Genomic DNA, 18767 nt, shown 5'->3' with positions numbered 1-18767 from the left:
GCCATTTCATCTGCCATTACTTATACAATGTGTTTTGTCTGTGTAATTTATTTAAATAACAGTTTGATTATCTTTAGTTTTCCGTTAGTGTAAGGTGGGTTTTTATTGAATTCATACCAAAATGGTTTATATAAGATGCTCTTGTAATGAGTGAAGGTATCAAAACCAAACTTCCCATGATAACTTCCTATTCCACTGAATCCAACTCCTCCAAATGGAAGGTTGCTATTTGTTAAGTGCATTAAACTCTCATTTACAGCTCCTCCACCGAATGATATTTCTTCGAGTAATTTATTAATTGTATTTCTGTTTTTAGAATAGATATAACATGCCAATGGTTTTGGTCTTTCTTTAACCAATTTGATTGCTTGGTCGAGGTTTGAAAATGGCAGTACTGGAAGAATCGGGCCGAAAATTTCGTCTTTCATTACTTCATCTTCGAAAGACACATTTTTTAAAATGGTAGGACTAATAAATCTCTGCTCCCTGTTTGTTTTGCCCCCGTGGTATAGTTTTTCAATATCGATTAATTTATGGAGTCTGTCAAAATTTGTCTCATTTATAATTTGCACATAATTTTCTCCTATACCCTCTTCGTTTTTCTTGTGGGTTTTTTCAAGTTCAGATTTTAGTGCTTCAAGGAGCTTAAGTTCAATCGTCTTTTCAACTAAAATATAGTCCGGAGCAACACAGGTTTGCCCCGCGTTCAAAAATTTTGCCCAAACTATCCGTTTGGCAGTCATTTCAATATCTGTATCGGCTAGTACAAAGGCTGGACTCTTTCCTCCGAGTTCAAGTGTAACAGGTGTTAAGTGTTTTGCTGCGGCTTGATAGATTATCTTCCCAACAGGAATACTCCCCGTAAAGAATATTTTGTCAAATCGATAATCTAAGAGTTCTGTGGTTTCTTTAATCCCACCTTGAACCACATAAAAATATTCGTTTTGGAAGTTTTCATTGACAATCTTAGCCATTACTTCTGAAGTTTTGGCTGGGATTTCACTTGGCTTTAAAATCACAGTATTGCCTGCAGCTAGCGATGTTATTGCAGGAACTAATGAAAGTTGATAAGGATAGTTCCATGCCCCGATTACTAATGTGGTCCCCAACGGCTCTGGAATGATATAACTTCTGGCAGGGAAATTGGCCAATCCGGTTGTAACTCTTTTTCGTTTACTCCATCTTTTAATATTTTTTATAAAGAGGTTTATTTCGTGGTATAGCAACGCTAGTTCTGTTACATAGGTTTCGAATTCAGGTTTGCTGAAGTCATCATGAATTGCTTTCAATAATAAATCCTCATTCTCTTTGAGAATGCGTCTAAACTTTTTTAATTGCTCAATTCTAAAACTAACACTCTTTGTTCTATTAGAATTAAAAAAGGCTTGTTGCTTATCGTATATTTCTGAAATATTCATTTTCTGTTTGGATTTTTTTAAATGATGCCATCTATCCCTGTTCGTCATCCCCATTTAAACCCGAACAGCAAAATGCTCCTTTTTGCTCTCTTTTCTGAAAAAGATGATGCCCAGCCGGAGCAGGTCAAGCGAGACGGTGACCTGCGGGTTGTTAACAATCTGATTCCATGCATTTTCCATTTCAAGTGACCAGTGTATGTCGTCAAAGATAAAGATGGAGTCGTTGTGCGCATAGGGTAAACACTGATTAAAGTATGCAAGTGTGGATAGCTCCCGGTGGTCGCCATCAAAGAACACCAAATCAACCTTCTGAAGCATTTCCAGTGCCTCGGGCAGTTTCTCGTTAAATGTGCCGGTCAGTAACTGCACATTGGTCGTTTGAATCTGCTCAAAGGTATGGTTTGCAATCGATGCCGTTTCTTTACATCCTTCAATGGTAATTACTCGGGCTTTGCTGTTTGGCATGGCTAGGTACAGCGTGCCAATTCCCAAAGATGTGCCCAACTCCAGTATGTTTACAGAATTGAATTTACATACCATTTTGAACAACAACTGGCCATATTTTTCGGGAATACAACTATGCTTTGCTATTTCTTGAACACGTCTGATTTTATTACCAGTGACTTTTGATCCTGCACCATAATCGCGAATGGCAATCTCTTTTCTGTTTCGCAGTAATGCATTTCTCCACGAACGAATTTGGCCAAACGCATAATATTCATGTCTTACGCGGAAAGAGCCGGTTATCAAGTCGAAAATGAATGGCGAGTGGATGCCAAAACCTTTCCAATGGTTTGGTTTTAGCATAAATGCAGCGTAACGCTTTATCTGAAACAGGTTCATGTTCTTATTTTGCTTCAAAGATAGAAAAATGTGTTAACTAAAAAGGGGTGGGGGATTGTGAACTTGTTTGCTCAATGGTTGTGTTTACCCATTTGCAACACTCGTTGCGAAAAGTTAATTTTGGCAATCGTCATGTCAGAGTTAGCTACTTTAAATATTATGTATCTGTCAGGGGTAGGGCCTAAAAAAGCTGAACTCCTTAAGCAGGAAGCAAAAATTGCTTCCTATGAAGATCTCATCTACTATTTTCCTTATAAGTATGTTGATCGCAGTCGAATTTATGCCATTCGCGAGGTGGATGCATCCATGCAACACATTCAGCTTAAAGGACGGTTCACATCTTTAAAAACCATAGGGGAAGGACGCACCAAACGTTTATCTGCAACTTTCTCAGATGGTACAGGTACCGTGGAATTGGTGTGGTTTAAAGGTTTGAAGTATGTGCAGGGCAGTATCAATGGTGACAGTACCTTTATTGTTTTTGGAAAGCCATCTGTTTTTAATGGCGGAATAAGTATTGTGCATCCTGAAATAGAGCGATTTGATGAGGCAAAGGCAAACGTTAAGATGGGGTTGCAGGCGCATTACAATACCTCGGAAAAGATGAAAAGCAATTTTCTCAATTCGAGAGTAATTGGTAAGCTGATTCAAACGCTTTTTGCTTCATGGAAAGGTAAAATACCTGAAACATTGCCATCGTCAATCATCGATAAATATAGATTGATGATTCTAAACGATGCGCTTCGAATTATTCATTTGCCCTCGAACAATCAGGAGTTGGAAAAAGCCCGGTTTCGGCTGAAGTTTGAGGAGCTGTTCTACATACAGTTAAATATTCTGCGACTGCGAAACCAACGCACATATAACATCAAAGGCCATGTGTTTGGCACTGTGGGCGGTTATCTTAATACTTTTTACGCTGAACATCTGCCATTTGAACTTACAAATGCCCAAAAACGTGTGATTCGCGAAATGCGCCATGATATGGGCAGTGGAAAACAGATGAATCGTCTGCTTCAGGGTGATGTAGGTAGCGGAAAAACACTCGTGGCGCTCATGGTAATGCTGATTGCACTCGACAATCACTATCAGGCCTGTTTAATGGCGCCAACCGAAATTTTAGCCACACAACACTATGAGACCATCTCAAAACAGGTAGAGCCGTTAGGCATACATGTGGCTTTACTCACTGGTTCAACAAAAAAAACTGAACGTGACCGAATCCATCAATCATTGCGCAACGGGGAGATGCAAATTCTTATCGGAACGCATGCGCTTATTGAGGATACTGTGATATTTGAAAAGCTAGGATTGGTGGTGATTGATGAACAGCACCGTTTTGGTGTAGAGCAAAGGGCACGCCTTTGGCGTAAAAACCCCAATCCACCGCACGTACTGGTGATGACTGCCACGCCCATTCCCCGCACGCTTGCCATGACAGTGTATGGCGACCTTGAGGTGTCTGTTATTGATGAGTTGCCACCCGGTCGGAAGCCTATCCAGACAGTGCACTATTTTCACAATCGCCGCAATCAGCTTAACCGTTTCCTTCGTGATGAGATTCAAAAAGGCCGTCAGGTTTACGTGGTATATCCACTTATTGATGAGTCGGAGAAGATGGACTTCAAGAACTTGTCCGAAGGATATGAGTATATGCAGAAATCTTTTCCTGAAAGCAGGATTGTTATGGTTCACGGTCGTATGAAACCGTCGGAGAAAGATGCTGCGATGCATGAGTTTGCTGCGGGCAATGCACAAATAATGGTGGCAACTACAGTGATTGAGGTAGGCGTTAATGTGCCCAACGCATCGGTGATGGTGATTGAAAGTGCCGAGCGGTTTGGTCTGTCACAGCTTCACCAGTTGCGTGGACGTGTAGGCAGGGGAGCCGAACAAAGTTTTTGCATACTTATGACCGACTTTAAACTGGCTGAGGAGACACGCAAGCGCATGGAAATAATGGTGCGTACCACCGATGGATTTGAAATTGCTGAGGCTGACATGAAGATGCGTGGCCCGGGCGATTTGGAGGGTACTCAACAGTCGGGTCTGCCGTTTGAACTGAAAATTTCCAACTTGTCGCGCGATAGCCAGATTCTTCAAATGGGGCGTAAAGTAGCTGAAGATATTTTAGAGGATGACCCTTTACTCGAAAAGCCTGAAAACTATATTCTCACTAAACAACTTACCAAGCTAGCACGTGCAAAAATTAATTGGAGCATGATTAGCTAATCAACATCAAAAAATCCTTGTGCCAAAGATGTATCGCTCGCGCCACCAGGGGTTCGATATTGAAGTGATGGTAACGCCTTGTGATGTGGAGGTATGCAGAAAATCACCATTTCCCAAATATATACCTGAGTGAGTTATGTAGTTTGATGTGCGGTATGTATTAATAAAGAATATCAAATCACCTCTCCTAAGTTGATTTATATCGTAAATGATTTTTCCGTATCGCGCTTGTTCCTGTGAGTTGTGTGGTAGTTTTATGCCATGCTGTGCAAAGGAAAATACCAGAAGACCTGAACAATCCATACATCTGGTGGTGCTGCCACCCATGCAATGTGGTGTGCCAATTCGGGCCGATGCTGTTTTAATAATCTTTTCTGAATCTAAACTGCCTGTATTTAAGGTTTTACCACTTCCCCCGTTTAAAAATGCATTGAGTTTCGGATCTTCGGTCTGTTCAGTTTTAGTGGGTGCTGGTTTTCGGCTTTCTTGCGTGGGTTTCGATGTTTTGTATAGCTCTCTTGAGCAGGAGGCAATCAGAATCAGAGCAATTAGCATGATATACACTGCTGATGTGTATGATGCCTTTTGTGATGATGGTTTATGTAGAGATGAAGGTTGATTTGTCATATCTAATGTGAACAGATTTTTATCAGATTTATTTCAGTGTATGCGTTTTTTTTAAATCAGTGCCTGTAAAATCAAATGTAGAATATTCAACCGCAATGCACTGGCATATTCGTGATTGAAATTTGATAAGATGAAAACTTTTTCAGGTGGCAAGGTAAAAGGTTTTGTAAGTTTTTTACAACTTTTTAAAGTGTATTACGGTTGCGATGCGATAAAGTTATGTGTTTCTCACAGATGTTTGAATAAGCTATTTTGTTGGTGTTTAAGGTCGTGTGTTCCCGTGTAATTTCAAGCATTTTATGTAATGGGCTTGCTTACGTTTAGCTAATGAGCTGTTTATAAATTGCTTTATGTCTCCGTGTGAATCAACGGAAGTTTTGCATAGCAGTATGATGTGTATTTTGCTATCTCAACATAGCAATATAAGTTTCTATTCCTCAGTTAATAACATTATTTAACAGCTTATTATTTTTATTTATTCTAAATAGAAACTGTTTGAAACTGATATTTTTACATTACAGAATCCATCGATATTACATACTTTTGTTTCACCCGACCCGATTTTTAACGGGAAAATATGAAGATAATTGAACATGATGGAGTGGTTGACCAAATCTCCGGAAATCACGTTAAAGTGAAGATTGTCAGTGAGTCGGCTTGTGCATCTTGCCATGCAAAGGGCGCATGTACGGCTGCCGATATTCAGGATAAGGAGGTGGATGTAATTACTTCTGATACATTTAAACCTGGAGATCATGTGGTGTTGGTCGGACAGCGCTCACAGGGGCTTAAAGCTGCCTGGTGGGCATATATTCTTCCTGTTGTTTTAATGCTCCTCACGCTTAGCGTGGTTTTTTCGGCAACTGGCAATGAAAGTTTGGCCGGATTTCTGGCCTTGCTTATTCTGGTTCCCTATTATTTTAGTATACGTTTGGCCGATAAGGCCATGAAACAGACTTTTTCATTCACGATTAAATCTAAAAGCGAATGACCATCATGAGTGTTGTTCTGATAACAATAGTGACATTGGCCGGATTGGGGGCAATTGCTGCCGTGATTTTGTATCTGGCATCTAAAAAGTTTCAGGTTTTTGAAGACCCCAGAATCGATCAGGTAGAGGAGATTTTGCCTGCTACAAATTGCGGTGGATGTGGGTTTCCTGGTTGCAGGGCTTTTGCCGAGGCGCTTGTGAAATCTGACGATATATCAAGCATGAACTGCCCGGTTGGAGGTGCAGATACCATGAATAAAGTGGCTGAGATGCTTGGTAAAGAGGCCGGATCTGCTACACCAATGGTTGCCGTCGTGCGCTGTAACGGAACATGTGAACATCGTCCAAAATTAAATGAATATCAGGGCGCTACGTCATGTGCCGTGGCAGCTTCGTTGTATGGAGGAGAATCCGGGTGTTCATACGGATGTCTGGGATTAGGCGACTGTGTGGCTGCTTGTAAGTTTGACGCCATGTATATGGATGAAGCAACAGGTTTACCTGTAATTATAGAGGACAATTGCGTGGCTTGTGGAGCTTGTGTCACTGCTTGTCCAAAAAGTATAATAGAACTACGAAAAAAAGGCCCGAAAGGACGACGGATTTTCGTGAGTTGTATAAACAAAGATAAGGGTGCAGCTGCCAAAAAATCATGCGCTGTGGCGTGTATCGGATGTAGCAAGTGTCAGAAGGTATGTGAGTTCGATGCCATTACCATTGAGAACAATCTGGCCTATATCGACTATGACAAATGTAAGCTGTGCCGTAAGTGTCCGGAGGTTTGCCCAACCAATGCCATCCATGAGATCAACTTCCCACCACGCAAGCCAAAAGTGGAGAAGGAAGAGCCTGCAAAAGCTCCAGTGGAATAATCAGGGTAATTAATTTTCTTTATTGATCATCATTCGCTTAGGTTCTTTGTTAGCAACCTCTAATTCATAAGAACTGAAGCAAAAATATAGGAGGATTCACAGTGTTAAAGACATTCTCACTTGGGGGCATTCATCCTGCCGAAAACAAACTATCGGCAGGTAGTCCCGTTGAAGTTCTGCCCATACCTGCTGTGGTATCGGTACCTGTGTCACAGCATATCGGCGCACCCGGTGAGCCTGTGGTTAAAAAGGGTGATGCTGTAAAAGTAGGCCAGCTCATAGCTAAAACAACTGGTTTCGTATCATCCAATATCCATTCGCCAGTTTCCGGTATTGTAGATAAGGTAGATGAAATTCTCGACGCTTCCGGTTATAAACGGAAGGCCATTATTATTAAAACGGATGGCGATGTGTGGGACGAACACATCGATCTCTCTCCCGAACTTAAACGTGACATTACCCTGTCGGCCGAAGAGATAGTGAAACGTATTGGCGAAGCCGGTATTGTTGGACTTGGAGGTGCTACATTTCCTGCACAGGTTAAATTGTCGCCCCCCCCCGGAAAAGTATGTGAGGTGCTCATCATAAATGGTGTGGAGTGTGAACCTTACCTGACAAGTGACCACCGCCTTATGCTCGAAAAAGGCGAAGCGATGCTGGTTGGCGTCCAAATTTTGATGAAAGCACTGAATGTGAACAAGGCAATTATTGGTATCGAAAACAATAAGAAAGATGCCATTGCACATATCGAGAAGCTTGCCGCCGGATTCACAGGCATCACCGTACAACCATTGAAAGTGCAATATCCTCAGGGAGGTGAGAAGCAGTTGATAGATGCATGCATCAACCGTCAGGTTCCATCCGGAAAGTTGCCGATTGAAGTTGGTGCAGTTGTTCATAACGTGGGTACCGCGTATGCAGTTTATGAAGCCGTTCAGAAAAACAAACCGTTAGTGGAACGCATCGTGACTCTGACCGGTTTGTCGGTAAAAAAGCCAGGCAACTATCTGGTTCGAATCGGAACACCTATTTCAGCAATAATAGAAGCTGCCGGCGGGCTGCCTGAAGATACAGGAAAAATAGTGGGTGGCGGTCCAATGATGGGTAAAGCGCTAACATCAATCGAAGTGCCTGTAACCAAGGGCACATCAGGCATTCTTATTCTTCCCAAAAAGATAGCATCACGCGGCATAGTTGAAAATTGCATCCGCTGCTCCAAATGCGTTTCGGTATGCGCGATGGGGCTGTCTCCTTATTTGCTCATGACATTGGCTGAGAAGGCCATTTGGGATATGGCCGAAGAGGAAAAGATAATGGATTGTATCGAATGTGGTTCTTGCAGCTATACCTGTCCTTCGTCTCGTCCACTACTTGATTATATACGCCTTGGCAAAGGGAAAGTAGGACAAATAATGCGTAGCAGAACAAAATAATTTTGATTGTTGAGGGTTCTCAATATTTGACACATTAAACTAATTATGAACAGACTAATTGTTTCACCATCTCCACATGTACACAGCGGCGATTCTGTGAAGAAAAACATGTATGGAGTGATCATAGCCCTGTTGCCTGCATTAGCTGCTTCTTTATGGTTTTTCGGGCTTGGCGCACTGATAGTAACACTTACCTCAGTGGTTGCCTGCGTTTTGTTCGAGTTTCTAATTCAGAAGTATATACTGAAGCAGCCAGCATCAATCGGTGATGGCTCGGCTGCGGTAACCGGATTGCTTCTGGCATTTAACCTGCCTACCAATATCCCTTTGGGTATTATACTAATTGGTTCGGCTGTAGCCATTGGCATCGGCAAAATGTCTTTTGGAGGCCTTGGACAGAACCCATTTAACCCGGCTTTGGTTGGACGTGTGTTTTTGCTCATCTCATTCCCGGTTCAGATGACTAGCTGGCCACTTCCTTTGGCCTCACGAGCCAGCTATCTTGATGCCACAACCGGTGCTACTCCGCTTTCGGTAATGAAGGAAGGCTTAGCCACGGGTCGCCCATTTTCAGAAGTAATGGGAGATGTGCCATCTTACCTCGATTTGTTTTTGGGAGTGATGGGCGGTTCTGCCGGTGAAATTGCCGGTGTGGCGTTGGTCATCGGTCTGATATATATGTTGTGGACCAAGATTATAACGTGGCACATTCCGGTTGCAGTTGTCGGAGCGGTAGCTGCCTTTACCGGAGTGCTCCACCTGATAGATCCGGCTGCCTATGCCAGTCCGCTCTTCCACGTATTAACGGGAGGTGTATTGCTGGGTGCCATTTTCATGGCCACAGACTATTCCAGTTCGCCCATGTCGGTTAAAGGGATGTTGGTTTATGGTGTTGGCATTGGTGTAATAACGGTCTTGATTAGAACGTATGGCTCCTATCCTGAAGGAATATCATTCGCCATCCTGATAATGAACATGTTTACGCCACTTATTGACAAGTATATTAAACCCAAGCGGTTTGGCGAAGTGATAAAATCCAAAGCATAAAAACCTAAAATAAAGATATTTACAATGGGCAAACGCGCATCATCATTACCCAATATGGTACTGACCCTGCTGATGATTACAGCAGTGGCAGGCGGTTCCCTGGGATTTGTTTTTCAAATGACGAAGGCTCCTATTGAGGCAGCAGCTGTTGCAAAGCAACAGGAAGCGATTCAATTGGTGGTTCCTGATTTTGATAATGATCCCGCTGCGGAAATGTATGAACTAACTTCATCAGAGGGCTTTCCGCTTAAGGTTTTTCCTGCACGTAAGGGCGAAGAGCTGGTAGGGGTTGCTATTGAGACCATGAGTAATCGTGGCTTTAGTGGTGAAATAAAGATTATGGTAGGGCTTAAGCCCGATGGCTCTATTATTAACTATCAGGTGCTTGAACACAGAGAAACGCCAGGGCTTGGTACGAAAATGGACGACTGGTTTAAACCTGCCGTAGTTGTTGAAGGCCGTAAAGAGCCGGGAACCCGTTTACTCGATGGTTTCTTTGGTATTAAGGCCGGAGAGAGCGGCGACACAAAGAATATTCTGGGAAAACATCCCGGTACCACACGTATGGTTGTGAAGCAGGATGGGGGAGAAGTGGATGCCATTACGGCTGCTACCATTACTTCCCGTGCATTTTTACATGCTGTAGAAGTGGCCTATACTACTTACACGGAAAGAACAGATGCCGCTAGTTCGGCAACAACTCAATATAACGAAGAGGAAGGAGGAGACAATGAACCAGTGGAGTAATTTCTCAAAAGGTTTTCTCAAGGAGAACCCTGTTTTTATACTGTTGCTGGGTTTGTGTCCGGCATTGGGGGTAACCTCCTCGGCTATTAATGGACTAGGCATGGGACTGGCAACCACCTTTGTGTTGGTGATGGCCAATATTGTGGTGTCACTGATTAAGGGATTTATCCCCGATAAGGTGCGTATACCAGCATTCATTGTTGTTATTGCCACGTTTGTGACCATCGTAGAGATGACCATGCAGGCTTATGTGCCAGCCCTGTTTGATGCACTCGGACTGTTTATTCCGCTGATTGTGGTTAACTGTTTGGTGCTTGGAAGAGCCGAAGCGTTTGCTTCAAAGAATAACGTTGGTTCATCGATAGTTGATGGTGCCGGAATGGGCTTAGGTTTTGCCTTTGCACTCACGTTGCTTGGCGGTGTGCGCGAGTTGCTGGGCAGCGGGCATTTTTTCGGATTTGCCATTTATCCGGAGGATTATGGTATGCTGGTGTTTGTGCTGGCTCCTGGTGCTTTTATTGCACTTGGATATTTAATAGCAATTCTTAACCGGTTAAAAAAAGCATAAGGAGGAAGAGTTATGATGAGTTATTTCCTGATTATTATAGGCGCCATTTTTGTTAACAATATTGTTCTTGCGCAGTTCTTGGGGATTTGTCCGTTTATGGGTGTTTCCAAGCGTATTTCGACTGGTATTGGAATGACAGGAGCCGTTACGTTTGTGATGGTTATTGCTACCATTGTTACGTGGTTTATTCAAAACATGGTGCTGATTCCTTTTGGAATTACATTTTTGCAAACAATCTCATTTATTCTTGTAATTGCGTCGCTTGTTCAGCTGGTTGAGATTGTGTTGAAAAAGGTTAGTCCGCCCCTTTATCAGGCTTTGGGCGTGTTTTTGCCTCTTATTACAACCAATTGTGCCATTCTGGGTGTGGCCATAATGACTGTTGCCAAGGATTTTAATATTGTGGAGGCTGTTGTTTTTGCCATCGCATCGGCAGTGGGTTTTGGACTAGCTTTGATTTCATTTGCCGGCATACGTGAACATCTGGAGCTTATGAATATACCTGACGGGATGAAAGGTGCACCAATAGCACTTATTGTGGCAGGTATTATGGCTTTGGCATTTATGGGTTTTGCGGGGATGGTTTAGTTTTTAGATGATTAGATAGAAGATTCTTAGATGTTAGAAGGTTGGATTTTAGATAAATGATAGTATGGATTTTTGCGGGATGGATTGGGTGTGTGTAGTTTGAGCAATTTTCGTTTTATCACAAAATAAATGAATTACATTACGGTAAAGAGAGCTGTCTGCGAAGGCAGCTTTTCTTGTTTATGCAGGTGTGTAGCTTGATGCGCGTGAGGGATTGAAGCGTAAACCCGCCGCACGGCTTAGAGGCCGGGCGGGGAGTTGAAGCGAAAAGCCCGACCCGCCTGAGCGGGGCACGCCCCAAGGATGGTGTTTTAGAGGTTTGTATTGGTTTCGTCGAGTTGATAGAGGCGATTGTCTTCGATGCGATAATAGAGCGGGGCAACGGTTATTTTGGGATATCGCTGACGAATGCGCCGTGTTTCGCAAAGGAGAAAGTCTATTTCGTTGCCAATTTCGAAGATGGGGGCGAAATTGTTGAAGTGCTCTTCGGCGTAATCGCGATCCCATCCGGCGTTGGTTACCAGCCCGTTGATGAACTGTTCGCGACGTGAATAAAGGTTGACCATGCCGCAATTGCTATGGCCAATGAGGGCGATGTGGCTAACCTGACCAACGGATACCGCATAGGATATTTTGAATTCGGCAGGGCGGAGATTGCCGCCTCCGGTGCGCAGTATATAGGCGAAGTTGTTTGGTATTTTGAGCTGGTGCCGGTTGTCCATGCACATTCCAATGAGCAACTGGGCTTTCTCGTATTCGTCAAATGGATACGCAAGGTTGTGGTATTTCAACAGACGGCCAACAGGTGTATCATGGTAGTGCGGAAATATTTCATTTTCAGTGTTTACGGGAACCATTCTGTTCATAAGCTGTTATTTTGATGCTTCTTTTGATTGTGTTAACAAATTATAAAAAGATAAAAGGATGCTTTTTGTTCATTTTATCTTTATTTTAGTTGGGTGATGTGATGACTGATTATTTTGCGCAATGATTAGGTGGCGATGGGATATCGTGGTATTTTTGCCATTTGAAATTTTTCTCTATGCAGCGTATTAAGCTTTTATTATATGCCGGTCTGGTTTTTATTGTGGCCGGATTAATTTTGCGTTTTTTAATGAACGGCAGTGGCCTGGGCAATGTGTTTGTGTCGGTGGGAGGCTCTCTCAAGTTGGTCTATGTTTTTCTGATTATGAAATTTGGGGGTTATAAGCCCGGAATTGAATTGTTGTATCTTGGCCTTGGCGTAACAATGGTTATTTTGGGTTCATGGCTTAGAAAAAATATGTACGATACTTTTTTAGCTCTCTCGTTTACCGTGAGTGGGGTGGTGCTTAAGGCATTTTTTGTGTATGTGTTTATTCGTAAGATGCGTGCCATACGTGTTGCTGCCCGGCAGGGAAAGAGGGATAGCATGGACTGACTTGGTATTCTGTTAACTTAAAGGTGTGTCTTTGATGAACTTTCTACCAGTTTGAGGATGGTGTTAAGCTCGGAGCTGCTGAGGTCGCGCCACTTGCCAACTGGCACATCAAGGGTTAAGTTCATGATGCGTACCCTTTGCAAGTCTGTAACTTCGTAATTCAAAAATTGGCACATCCGCCGAATCTGCCGGTTTAGTCCCTGAGTGAGGATTATTCTGAATGTAAACCTCGAAATTTGTTCCACTTTGCATTTTTTTGTGATGGTACCCAGAATTGGGATTCCGCTGCCCATGCGACGGATAAACTCTTTGGTGATGGGCTTGTTCACGCTTACAATATACTCTTTTTCGTGATTGTTGCCGGCTCGCAGAATTTTATTCACTATGTCGCCATCGCTGGTGAGCAGAATTAAACCCTGACTATCCTTGTCGAGCCTGCCGATGGGGAAAATACGTTTTGGGTGGTTGATAAAATCAATGATGTTATTCTTTTCGGATTTGATATCGGTGGTGCATACAATGCCTACCGGCTTGTTTAGCAAAATGTATGTATGAGTGTCTTTTGATGGTTTAAGCGGTTTCCCGTCTACCCGGATGTCGTCGCCCGCCATTACCTTGGTGCCTACCTCAGGTGTTTTGCCATTAATGGTTACCCGCTTTTCTTCAATAAGCTTATCGGCTGCACGCCTTGAGCAGTAACCAATTTCACTTAAGTATTTATTGATGCGAGTAGGTTCCTGTTTATGCATATTCTTTATCGGATTGTGCCATGCAAAAGTACCAATTAATGGTGAAATACCTTTATGTTTCGAGGTGCAATGAACTTCCGGATTGTACTCATTCATTGGTTTGTCTTTGTAATTGAGAGGTTTAAAATTTTACGGCCAGGCTTAAAATATTTTTATCACTAAAAAGATGCGGTTCTCTTGTGGTTTCGCTAATTTTACTGATAGTTTAATGGTTTGCAAAGGGTACGCTTTTTGTAACATCGCAGGAAGCATCTCGTATGCTATAATTGTTTGAGGGAAATTGATGAGTATTCATATTTTGATTTGTATTTATATGTCAGCCTACATAAAAGTTTTATCCATATCGAGTTCTGTTATTGCTGTGGCCTTGGTTTTTAGCTTATTTGTTCATTCTTCAGCCCCAATTCAAGTGCCACCGGGCGACGAAGTAGAAATAAGCCTTTTTCAGAAGAATTACAGTGTGCATGCCCTTCCCATCCCCGATGAACTCTATTTTGCCGGTGAAAGGGTTCCTTTGGAAAAAACCTATGTGCGTGAGGGCTTCGACCGTGAAATGTTGGTAAATACCTACTGGCAATCGCAAACGTTACTTTTCTTGAAACGCGCCAATCGTTATTTTCCGGTAATTGAGCCAATATTGGCCAGTGAAGGTGTTCCCGATGATTTTAAGTATCTGGCATTGATTGAAAGCGGTTTTCTTGAGAGGGCGGTATCGCCGGCTGGTGCAGCCGGAATATGGCAATTCCTTGCTGGAACGGCACGTGATTTTGGACTAGAGGTATCGAAAGAGGTTGATGAGCGATATCATCTGGAAAAGAGTACTGCCGCGGCTGCCAGATACCTTAAATCTGCTTACGAAAAATATGGAAGCTGGTCACTTGCCGCAGCTGCGTATAATGCAGGTATTCGTGGTATCGACCGACAAATTGGACGGCAAAAAGTGGATAGCTATTATGATTTGCTTTTGGTGGAGGAGACCAGTCGTTACGTTTTTCGAATCATTGCGATTAAGGAGATTTTTTCCAATCCTCAAAAATTTGGGTTTCATCTTGGTGTGGACGACCTCTACCCGGTTATTGAGACTTACGATGTGGAGGTGAAAGCTCCCATTGCCGATTTTGCCGACTTTGCGCAGTCTCATGGGGCAACCTATCGAGAAATAAAAGATTTAAACCCTTGGTTGCGTGAAACTTTTCTTTCAAATTCATCGGGTAAAAAGTATGTGATAAAAGTTCCTAAGCCGGGTGCATTTCTCGTGCCTGGACCTAAGGAGGATTAACGAATTATCAAGAGAATTATAGGCCCTGTTACTATTGGGGTCAACTTGACTTTTTTCGTAACATTTGTTTAGTCATGGTACACTTTAATTGCTTTGGTACCTTCTTTTCATTTGAAAATAGATAATTGGTCCAACCAGTGGGAAGGCTAGTATTAGTAGAATCCATATTAGGCTCTGTTTGTTTTTAATCCTTGATTTGTTTATATCGAAAACAGCCCAAGCCCATAAGATTGCTGAGAGCACAATTAATATTACCAATAAAATATCCAATTCATTGAGTTATCTAGTTCATATTAGTAATGTATCCGTAATAAAACTGCAACTTTTAAAATTAAGATTTCAATCTTTGAAAGATTTGATTTTTGCAAATTGAAGTAGTTCATGTTTTAGTAAATAATTCATCACAAATACAACAAAAAGTCCATAGTTACCAGTTGTAGTCCTGACGGGATGTCGTTCAACCTGGAATAATCGCGGGGTCATTGAAGTGCTCATATTCCGATGTATTGTTCCCAGTTTTATTCCATTAATAGCTTGTCAATTTTAGTTTTTATTAAACTTTCACTTGGTCGCAGGTGAATTCCTTTTTCTATCACATTGCCTTTAGTATCTAGTAATATGTACTGGGGTACTCCGTTCATTTCAAACAGTTGGTAAAGAAACCTACTTTGGTCTGGAGTCGTTAAATAGTGACTGCCTGAAATATCTAGTTCACTAATGATTGCTTTCCATTTATCTTCTTCGGAGTCAACACACAGATACACAAAAGCAACCTTGTCATTGTTCAACGTTTGCATTAGCTCTTTAGAAAAAGGCATTTCTCTTCGACAAGGACTGCACCATGTAGCCCAAATATCTAAGTATATTATTTTCCCTTTATGGTCATCCAGAATTTTGGTAATGAGTTCGTTTGCGGGTGTGTTTTTTGTCAATTTCAATAATGTGTTTTCTATTGGTTGCGCATTCTCAAAATGTTTTTTTGTCTCTATATACTTGTTAATAAGAGGTTCTTTCAAAAAAGGCTGTTTCACTATTTCTTTAAACAATGAGTAGTGTCTATCGAATTCTTTAACGTCACGCATTTCAAGTATCTTATAAAGTTCACGGGCAATTAGAATTTCCTTTAAAAGAGTATCACTCGTATTTTTGATGATTGTGCTGATTATTGCTTTGTTTGCATTGGCTTTGTAAGTCCATCTTTCATTTCTCTTATACAGCTTCCCTTCGTCAATCAATAAAACACGAATTCTTCCGAAACGATAAAGACTTATAAAATCAATTGATTTTGAGTTACTCAGGTCATTAAGAGAAAGTTCAATATTCATAAAATCATAAAAAGATGACGGTACAATAGTGTATTCATCTAATTGATTAAAGCCAGCATGGTCATGTGGATAACGGGCAAGCCAACTGTAATAATCAAAGTCAACTTCATTTTTAATCCAGTTTTCAAGTTCTTTGGATACGCCTTGTCGAATAAATTCATTGGCGACTTCCTTTTTTAGATTTCTTAAGCTGTCAAGCAGGGCTGTAAATTCATCTGAATTATACTCCTTCTCATATTGACAATATTGTTCCCAAGGGATAAATATTTTTGAATTTATAGCATGAAATGTTATCAATCTTTCGTTGTCATGTTTATTTCCAGAAAACTGAATAGATTTTGACAGTTCGTCTTTGTCAGATATCTTATTTGCATCAAATACAATATGGATACTATCTGTGGGGTGAATTATGATAGGAAAGGCGTTATCTCCATATCTAACTAAAATGTCTTGTGGATAATACAAATTGAATTTAGTTTGAAAATTGCCGAAACAATCGACTAAACTCACATAAGACATTTGTTCCCCCGAAAGTAATTCGTTGACATAAATTGTTACGGTATTATATTCTGATGTTTGATTTAGAACTTTTCCGGTAATAAAAACCGGTTTAGAAGTCGTTTGAACGGGCTTTAATTCAACTTCCGGACGACAAGAAATCAAAATAGAAAATGTTAATAGAATAAATGCGAGTTTTTCAAGATTGGTTTTCATTATTTCAAAAGTTATTGAGTAAGGGTTTGGTTCTTAATTAGGCATAACGGTAATTGTATATCTTGGGGATTGCGGGCTACAAACCTGTCCAGCTACACCGAACTTGATGCGGGGCAGAACGCTTGCATAACCACTTAAACTCCAATGTTTTATATTGCATTAGCCCCGTAGTTATTTGATTTACAATTCAATCTGTATTTTAATTTTTCCTCCAAGTCCTTTTTCAACAATGTCATAAAGAGTTTTTAAAGTCATATTACTTGCGTCATTTTCAATTCGTGATATAAAACTCCGTTTCTTGTCAATGACCTGTCCTAATTGGTCTTGAGTCATTTGTTTTTTTTCTCTTGCTTCTCGAAGCATTAGTCCGACTCTTAATGATTTAAATTCTCTATCTAAGCGGTCTCTTCGTTCAGTTCCTTTTTTTCCGTAAACCTGGTCTTTCAATTCAGACCATGTTGTTGTATTTTCTTTTTTCATAATCATTCTCCTTTTTCGTTGAAATACTCTTTCATTAACTTCTCTGCCTTTTCGATTTCAGATTTTGGTGTCTTTTGAGTTTTTTTCTGGAATCCATTTAGTAAAATCACCAGTTTCCCTTTGTCGAAAAAGCAAAAGACTCTCCAAATATCAGAACCAAGTTTTATTCTTGCTTCATAAAGACCTTTCGTTCCGTCAATGTGTTTGAGATATTTCTCTGGAATCCTCTGCTGGAATTCAATAATTTCAATGATTTTGAAAATTTTATCTTGAACTTTCTGCGGTTGTTCAATGAGAAATTCCTTGAAATAATCCTTATAAGCAATGACTGTCCGAATTCTTTCCATCTAATTCGTTTTTTGTCAAAGTTAACTTATAAGTTACAAATTTACAAGTGTTTTTTTTCCTACTATGGGGGCTAACGGATTGCAATATGACCAGTGGCGGATTGCGGGCTACGTCCTTATCCACCGTTACAAAATTTGATGCGGGGCAGAATGCTTCAAACAACCACTAAACCCGCCTTTTGCTATATTGCATGTTGAACTAAATCCCTCCGGGATAGCCTCTTTCAAAAATAGCATTAATCTTTTTAGATGCAAGCCGTTATAACTGCATTACTCACTTTTAAATTATGCAGTTATGAGAAAGAAAACAACCTTAACGATTGTAGAGCGCGCCCTCGTTCTTGTTCCGGAGTTTAAGGCCAGGGCTTTAAAGATGGAGCATCAGGTGGTACTTCGTGGACAGAGTCAGAGCACTCTGAATAATTACATTCGGCGCATAGCGCTGTTTGTTATCCATTTTAAACAACTGCCCGAAGACGTCACCGAAGATGAAATCAACGAGTATCTGGTGGCTTTGGCACGCGATGTCAAGGCTCCTTCGCGGAGCAGTTTCAAGCACATGGTTTATGGCCTTAGGTATTACTACCGTTTGCTGGGCATGAACAAAAAGGCCATTGCTTTGCCTTCATTAAAGCAAGAGAGCAAGTTGCCGGTTGTGCTGAACCGCCAGGAGCTAAAGATGCTATTTTCGGCACCTACGCTGCTTAAGCACCGAATTATCCTTACGCTGATCTATTCTGCCGGATTACGGGGGCAAGAGGTCATCAACCTTAAGATATCCGATATTGACTTTGAGCGCATGGTCATCCACATCCGCCAGAGCAAATACAAGAAAGATCGGATTGTGCCTTTGTCCGCCATAATGGTCATCGGGCTCAAGAAATATCTCAGAGCCGAGAATCCGCATGTTTGGCTATTCAATGGCAAAGAGGCTGATGGACGCTACAGCGTCAAAGGATTATCCTGGGTTATGCGGGAAAGCCTTAAAAAACCACCATCTCTAAAAACGTGAACCTTCACTCCTTACGCCACACGTATGCAACCCATTTATTGGAGCAGGGCTTAAACATTGTAACCTTACAGGAGC

Annotated in this window: 20 protein-coding genes; 11 read left to right on the top strand and 9 right to left on the bottom strand. The window is 41.5% G+C overall.

All coding sequences use genetic code 11. The annotated features are described in order from the left end of the window. Window positions 1–47: 47 nt before the first annotated feature. Both ALKIM_RS0102430 and ALKIM_RS0102425 read right to left on the bottom strand, forming a co-directional pair. Window positions 48–1418 carry an aldehyde dehydrogenase gene (locus tag ALKIM_RS0102430; RefSeq protein ID WP_026473262.1) on the bottom strand — a complete coding sequence of 457 codons (1371 nt, stop codon included), beginning with the start codon at window positions 1416–1418 and terminating at the stop codon, window positions 48–50. 54 nt (window positions 1419–1472) lie between these two features. Further along, window positions 1473–2279 carry an O-methyltransferase gene (locus ALKIM_RS0102425; protein WP_157363732.1) on the bottom strand — a complete coding sequence of 269 codons (807 nt, stop codon included), beginning with the start codon at window positions 2277–2279 and terminating at the stop codon, window positions 1473–1475. Between the two features lie 114 nt (window positions 2280–2393). On the opposite strand from ALKIM_RS0102425, the gene recG reads away from it, so the two are divergent. Beyond that, a complete protein-coding gene (gene recG, locus ALKIM_RS0102420) occupies window positions 2394–4493 on the top strand; it encodes an ATP-dependent DNA helicase RecG (RefSeq protein WP_026473260.1) in 2100 nt (699 codons plus the stop codon). 6 nt (window positions 4494–4499) lie between these two features. Here the strand turns inward: recG and ALKIM_RS0102415 are convergent, their stop codons facing one another. Next, complete coding sequence (locus ALKIM_RS0102415) at window positions 4500–5120, bottom strand: C40 family peptidase (RefSeq protein ID WP_084555778.1); 621 nt, start codon at window positions 5118–5120, stop codon at window positions 4500–4502. Window positions 5121–5697: 577 nt separating this feature from the next. On the opposite strand from ALKIM_RS0102415, the gene ALKIM_RS0102410 reads away from it, so the two are divergent. The 7 genes from ALKIM_RS0102410 to rsxA all read left to right on the top strand — a co-directional run bounded on the left by ALKIM_RS0102410 (window position 5698) and on the right by rsxA (window position 11366). Further along, window positions 5698–6111, top strand: a complete 414-nt coding sequence (locus tag ALKIM_RS0102410; protein ID WP_044117696.1) for a SoxR reducing system RseC family protein — start codon at window positions 5698–5700, stop codon at window positions 6109–6111. After that, complete coding sequence (locus ALKIM_RS0102405) at window positions 6108–6983, top strand: Fe-S cluster domain-containing protein (RefSeq protein ID WP_235714360.1); 876 nt, start codon at window positions 6108–6110, stop codon at window positions 6981–6983. Before ALKIM_RS0102410 ends, ALKIM_RS0102405 begins: the two co-directional genes overlap by 4 nt. A gap of 101 nt (window positions 6984–7084) precedes the next feature. Beyond that, window positions 7085–8416: an electron transport complex subunit RsxC gene (gene rsxC, locus ALKIM_RS0102400; RefSeq protein WP_026473256.1), complete on the top strand. Its 1332-nt coding sequence runs from the start codon at window positions 7085–7087 to the stop codon at window positions 8414–8416. 45 nt (window positions 8417–8461) lie between these two features. Further along, window positions 8462–9463 (top strand): RnfABCDGE type electron transport complex subunit D, encoded by a 1002-nt coding sequence (locus tag ALKIM_RS0102395; RefSeq protein ID WP_157363730.1) that lies wholly within the window; start codon window positions 8462–8464, stop codon window positions 9461–9463. 24 nt (window positions 9464–9487) lie between these two features. Next, entirely contained in the window at window positions 9488–10210 is a 723-nt protein-coding gene (locus ALKIM_RS0102390) for an RnfABCDGE type electron transport complex subunit G (RefSeq protein WP_026473254.1), read from the top strand. After that, window positions 10194–10778: an RnfABCDGE type electron transport complex subunit E gene (locus ALKIM_RS0102385; protein ID WP_026473253.1), complete on the top strand. Its 585-nt coding sequence runs from the start codon at window positions 10194–10196 to the stop codon at window positions 10776–10778. The genes ALKIM_RS0102390 and ALKIM_RS0102385 overlap by 17 nt, the downstream gene beginning before the upstream one ends. Before the next feature lie 12 nt (window positions 10779–10790). Continuing rightward, a complete protein-coding gene (rsxA, locus tag ALKIM_RS0102380; protein ID WP_235714359.1) occupies window positions 10791–11366 on the top strand; it encodes an electron transport complex subunit RsxA in 576 nt (191 codons plus the stop codon). A gap of 311 nt (window positions 11367–11677) precedes the next feature. Here the strand turns inward: rsxA and ALKIM_RS0102375 are convergent, their stop codons facing one another. Continuing rightward, window positions 11678–12232 carry a carbonic anhydrase gene (locus ALKIM_RS0102375; RefSeq protein WP_026473251.1) on the bottom strand — a complete coding sequence of 185 codons (555 nt, stop codon included), beginning with the start codon at window positions 12230–12232 and terminating at the stop codon, window positions 11678–11680. Window positions 12233–12408: 176 nt separating this feature from the next. Between ALKIM_RS0102375 and ALKIM_RS0102370 the strand changes: the two genes are divergently transcribed. Beyond that, entirely contained in the window at window positions 12409–12786 is a 378-nt protein-coding gene (locus ALKIM_RS0102370; protein WP_026473250.1) for a hypothetical protein, read from the top strand. A gap of 17 nt (window positions 12787–12803) precedes the next feature. Here the strand turns inward: ALKIM_RS0102370 and rluF are convergent, their stop codons facing one another. Next, complete coding sequence (rluF, locus tag ALKIM_RS0102365) at window positions 12804–13631, bottom strand: 23S rRNA pseudouridine(2604) synthase RluF (RefSeq protein ID WP_235714358.1); 828 nt, start codon at window positions 13629–13631, stop codon at window positions 12804–12806. Between the two features lie 217 nt (window positions 13632–13848). Here rluF and ALKIM_RS0102360 point away from each other — a divergent pair, with 217 nt between their 5' ends. After that, a complete protein-coding gene (locus ALKIM_RS0102360) occupies window positions 13849–14814 on the top strand; it encodes a lytic transglycosylase domain-containing protein (RefSeq protein WP_044117695.1) in 966 nt (321 codons plus the stop codon). Window positions 14815–14898: 84 nt separating this feature from the next. Here ALKIM_RS0102360 and ALKIM_RS20350 read toward each other — a convergent pair whose 3' ends face one another. The 4 genes from ALKIM_RS20350 to ALKIM_RS0102345 all read right to left on the bottom strand — a co-directional run bounded on the left by ALKIM_RS20350 (window position 14899) and on the right by ALKIM_RS0102345 (window position 17680). After that, window positions 14899–15057, bottom strand: coding sequence for a PLDc N-terminal domain-containing protein (locus ALKIM_RS20350; RefSeq protein ID WP_394332393.1), 159 nt, complete (start codon window positions 15055–15057; stop codon window positions 14899–14901). Between the two features lie 275 nt (window positions 15058–15332). Beyond that, entirely contained in the window at window positions 15333–16853 is a 1521-nt protein-coding gene (locus ALKIM_RS0102355; RefSeq protein ID WP_026473247.1) for a TlpA family protein disulfide reductase, read from the bottom strand. Window positions 16854–17033: 180 nt separating this feature from the next. Next, a complete protein-coding gene (locus ALKIM_RS0102350; RefSeq protein ID WP_026473246.1) occupies window positions 17034–17333 on the bottom strand; it encodes a helix-turn-helix domain-containing protein in 300 nt (99 codons plus the stop codon). 2 nt (window positions 17334–17335) lie between these two features. Continuing rightward, on the bottom strand, window positions 17336–17680 hold the full coding sequence (locus ALKIM_RS0102345; RefSeq protein ID WP_026473245.1) for a type II toxin-antitoxin system RelE/ParE family toxin: 345 nt from the start codon (window positions 17678–17680) through the stop codon (window positions 17336–17338). Window positions 17681–17975: 295 nt separating this feature from the next. Here ALKIM_RS0102345 and ALKIM_RS17360 point away from each other — a divergent pair, with 295 nt between their 5' ends. Further along, window positions 17976–18692, top strand: a complete 717-nt coding sequence (locus ALKIM_RS17360; protein WP_052345252.1) for a tyrosine-type recombinase/integrase — start codon at window positions 17976–17978, stop codon at window positions 18690–18692. Window positions 18693–18767 lie beyond the last annotated feature (75 nt).

It is taken from the genome of Alkaliflexus imshenetskii DSM 15055, from assembly GCF_000517065.1.
GTDB classification, from domain to species: Bacteria; Bacteroidota; Bacteroidia; order Bacteroidales; family Marinilabiliaceae; genus Alkaliflexus; species Alkaliflexus imshenetskii.
This window is presented reverse-complemented; position numbering and strand designations above follow the sequence as displayed.

Coding starts and splice junctions, on each gene's coding strand:
- ALKIM_RS0102430 (WP_026473262.1), bottom strand. CDS start 1,418: ATGAATATTTCAGAAATATACGATAAGCAACAAGCCTTTTTTAATTCT.
- recG (WP_026473260.1), top strand. CDS start 2,394: ATGTCAGAGTTAGCTACTTTAAATATTATGTATCTGTCAGGGGTAGGG.
- ALKIM_RS0102415 (WP_084555778.1), bottom strand. CDS start 5,120: ATGACAAATCAACCTTCATCTCTACATAAACCATCATCACAAAAGGCA.
- ALKIM_RS0102410 (WP_044117696.1), top strand. CDS start 5,698: ATGAAGATAATTGAACATGATGGAGTGGTTGACCAAATCTCCGGAAAT.
- ALKIM_RS0102405 (WP_235714360.1), top strand. CDS start 6,108: ATGACCATCATGAGTGTTGTTCTGATAACAATAGTGACATTGGCCGGA.
- ALKIM_RS0102395 (WP_157363730.1), top strand. CDS start 8,462: ATGAACAGACTAATTGTTTCACCATCTCCACATGTACACAGCGGCGAT.
- ALKIM_RS0102390 (WP_026473254.1), top strand. CDS start 9,488: ATGGGCAAACGCGCATCATCATTACCCAATATGGTACTGACCCTGCTG.
- ALKIM_RS0102385 (WP_026473253.1), top strand. CDS start 10,194: ATGAACCAGTGGAGTAATTTCTCAAAAGGTTTTCTCAAGGAGAACCCT.
- rsxA (WP_235714359.1), top strand. CDS start 10,791: ATGATGAGTTATTTCCTGATTATTATAGGCGCCATTTTTGTTAACAAT.
- ALKIM_RS0102375 (WP_026473251.1), bottom strand. CDS start 12,232: ATGAACAGAATGGTTCCCGTAAACACTGAAAATGAAATATTTCCGCAC.
- ALKIM_RS0102370 (WP_026473250.1), top strand. CDS start 12,409: ATGCAGCGTATTAAGCTTTTATTATATGCCGGTCTGGTTTTTATTGTG.
- rluF (WP_235714358.1), bottom strand. CDS start 13,631: ATGAATGAGTACAATCCGGAAGTTCATTGCACCTCGAAACATAAAGGT.
- ALKIM_RS0102360 (WP_044117695.1), top strand. CDS start 13,849: ATGTCAGCCTACATAAAAGTTTTATCCATATCGAGTTCTGTTATTGCT.
- ALKIM_RS0102355 (WP_026473247.1), bottom strand. CDS start 16,853: ATGAAAACCAATCTTGAAAAACTCGCATTTATTCTATTAACATTTTCT.
- ALKIM_RS0102350 (WP_026473246.1), bottom strand. CDS start 17,333: ATGAAAAAAGAAAATACAACAACATGGTCTGAATTGAAAGACCAGGTT.
- ALKIM_RS0102345 (WP_026473245.1), bottom strand. CDS start 17,680: ATGGAAAGAATTCGGACAGTCATTGCTTATAAGGATTATTTCAAGGAA.
- ALKIM_RS17360 (WP_052345252.1), top strand. CDS start 17,976: ATGAGAAAGAAAACAACCTTAACGATTGTAGAGCGCGCCCTCGTTCTT.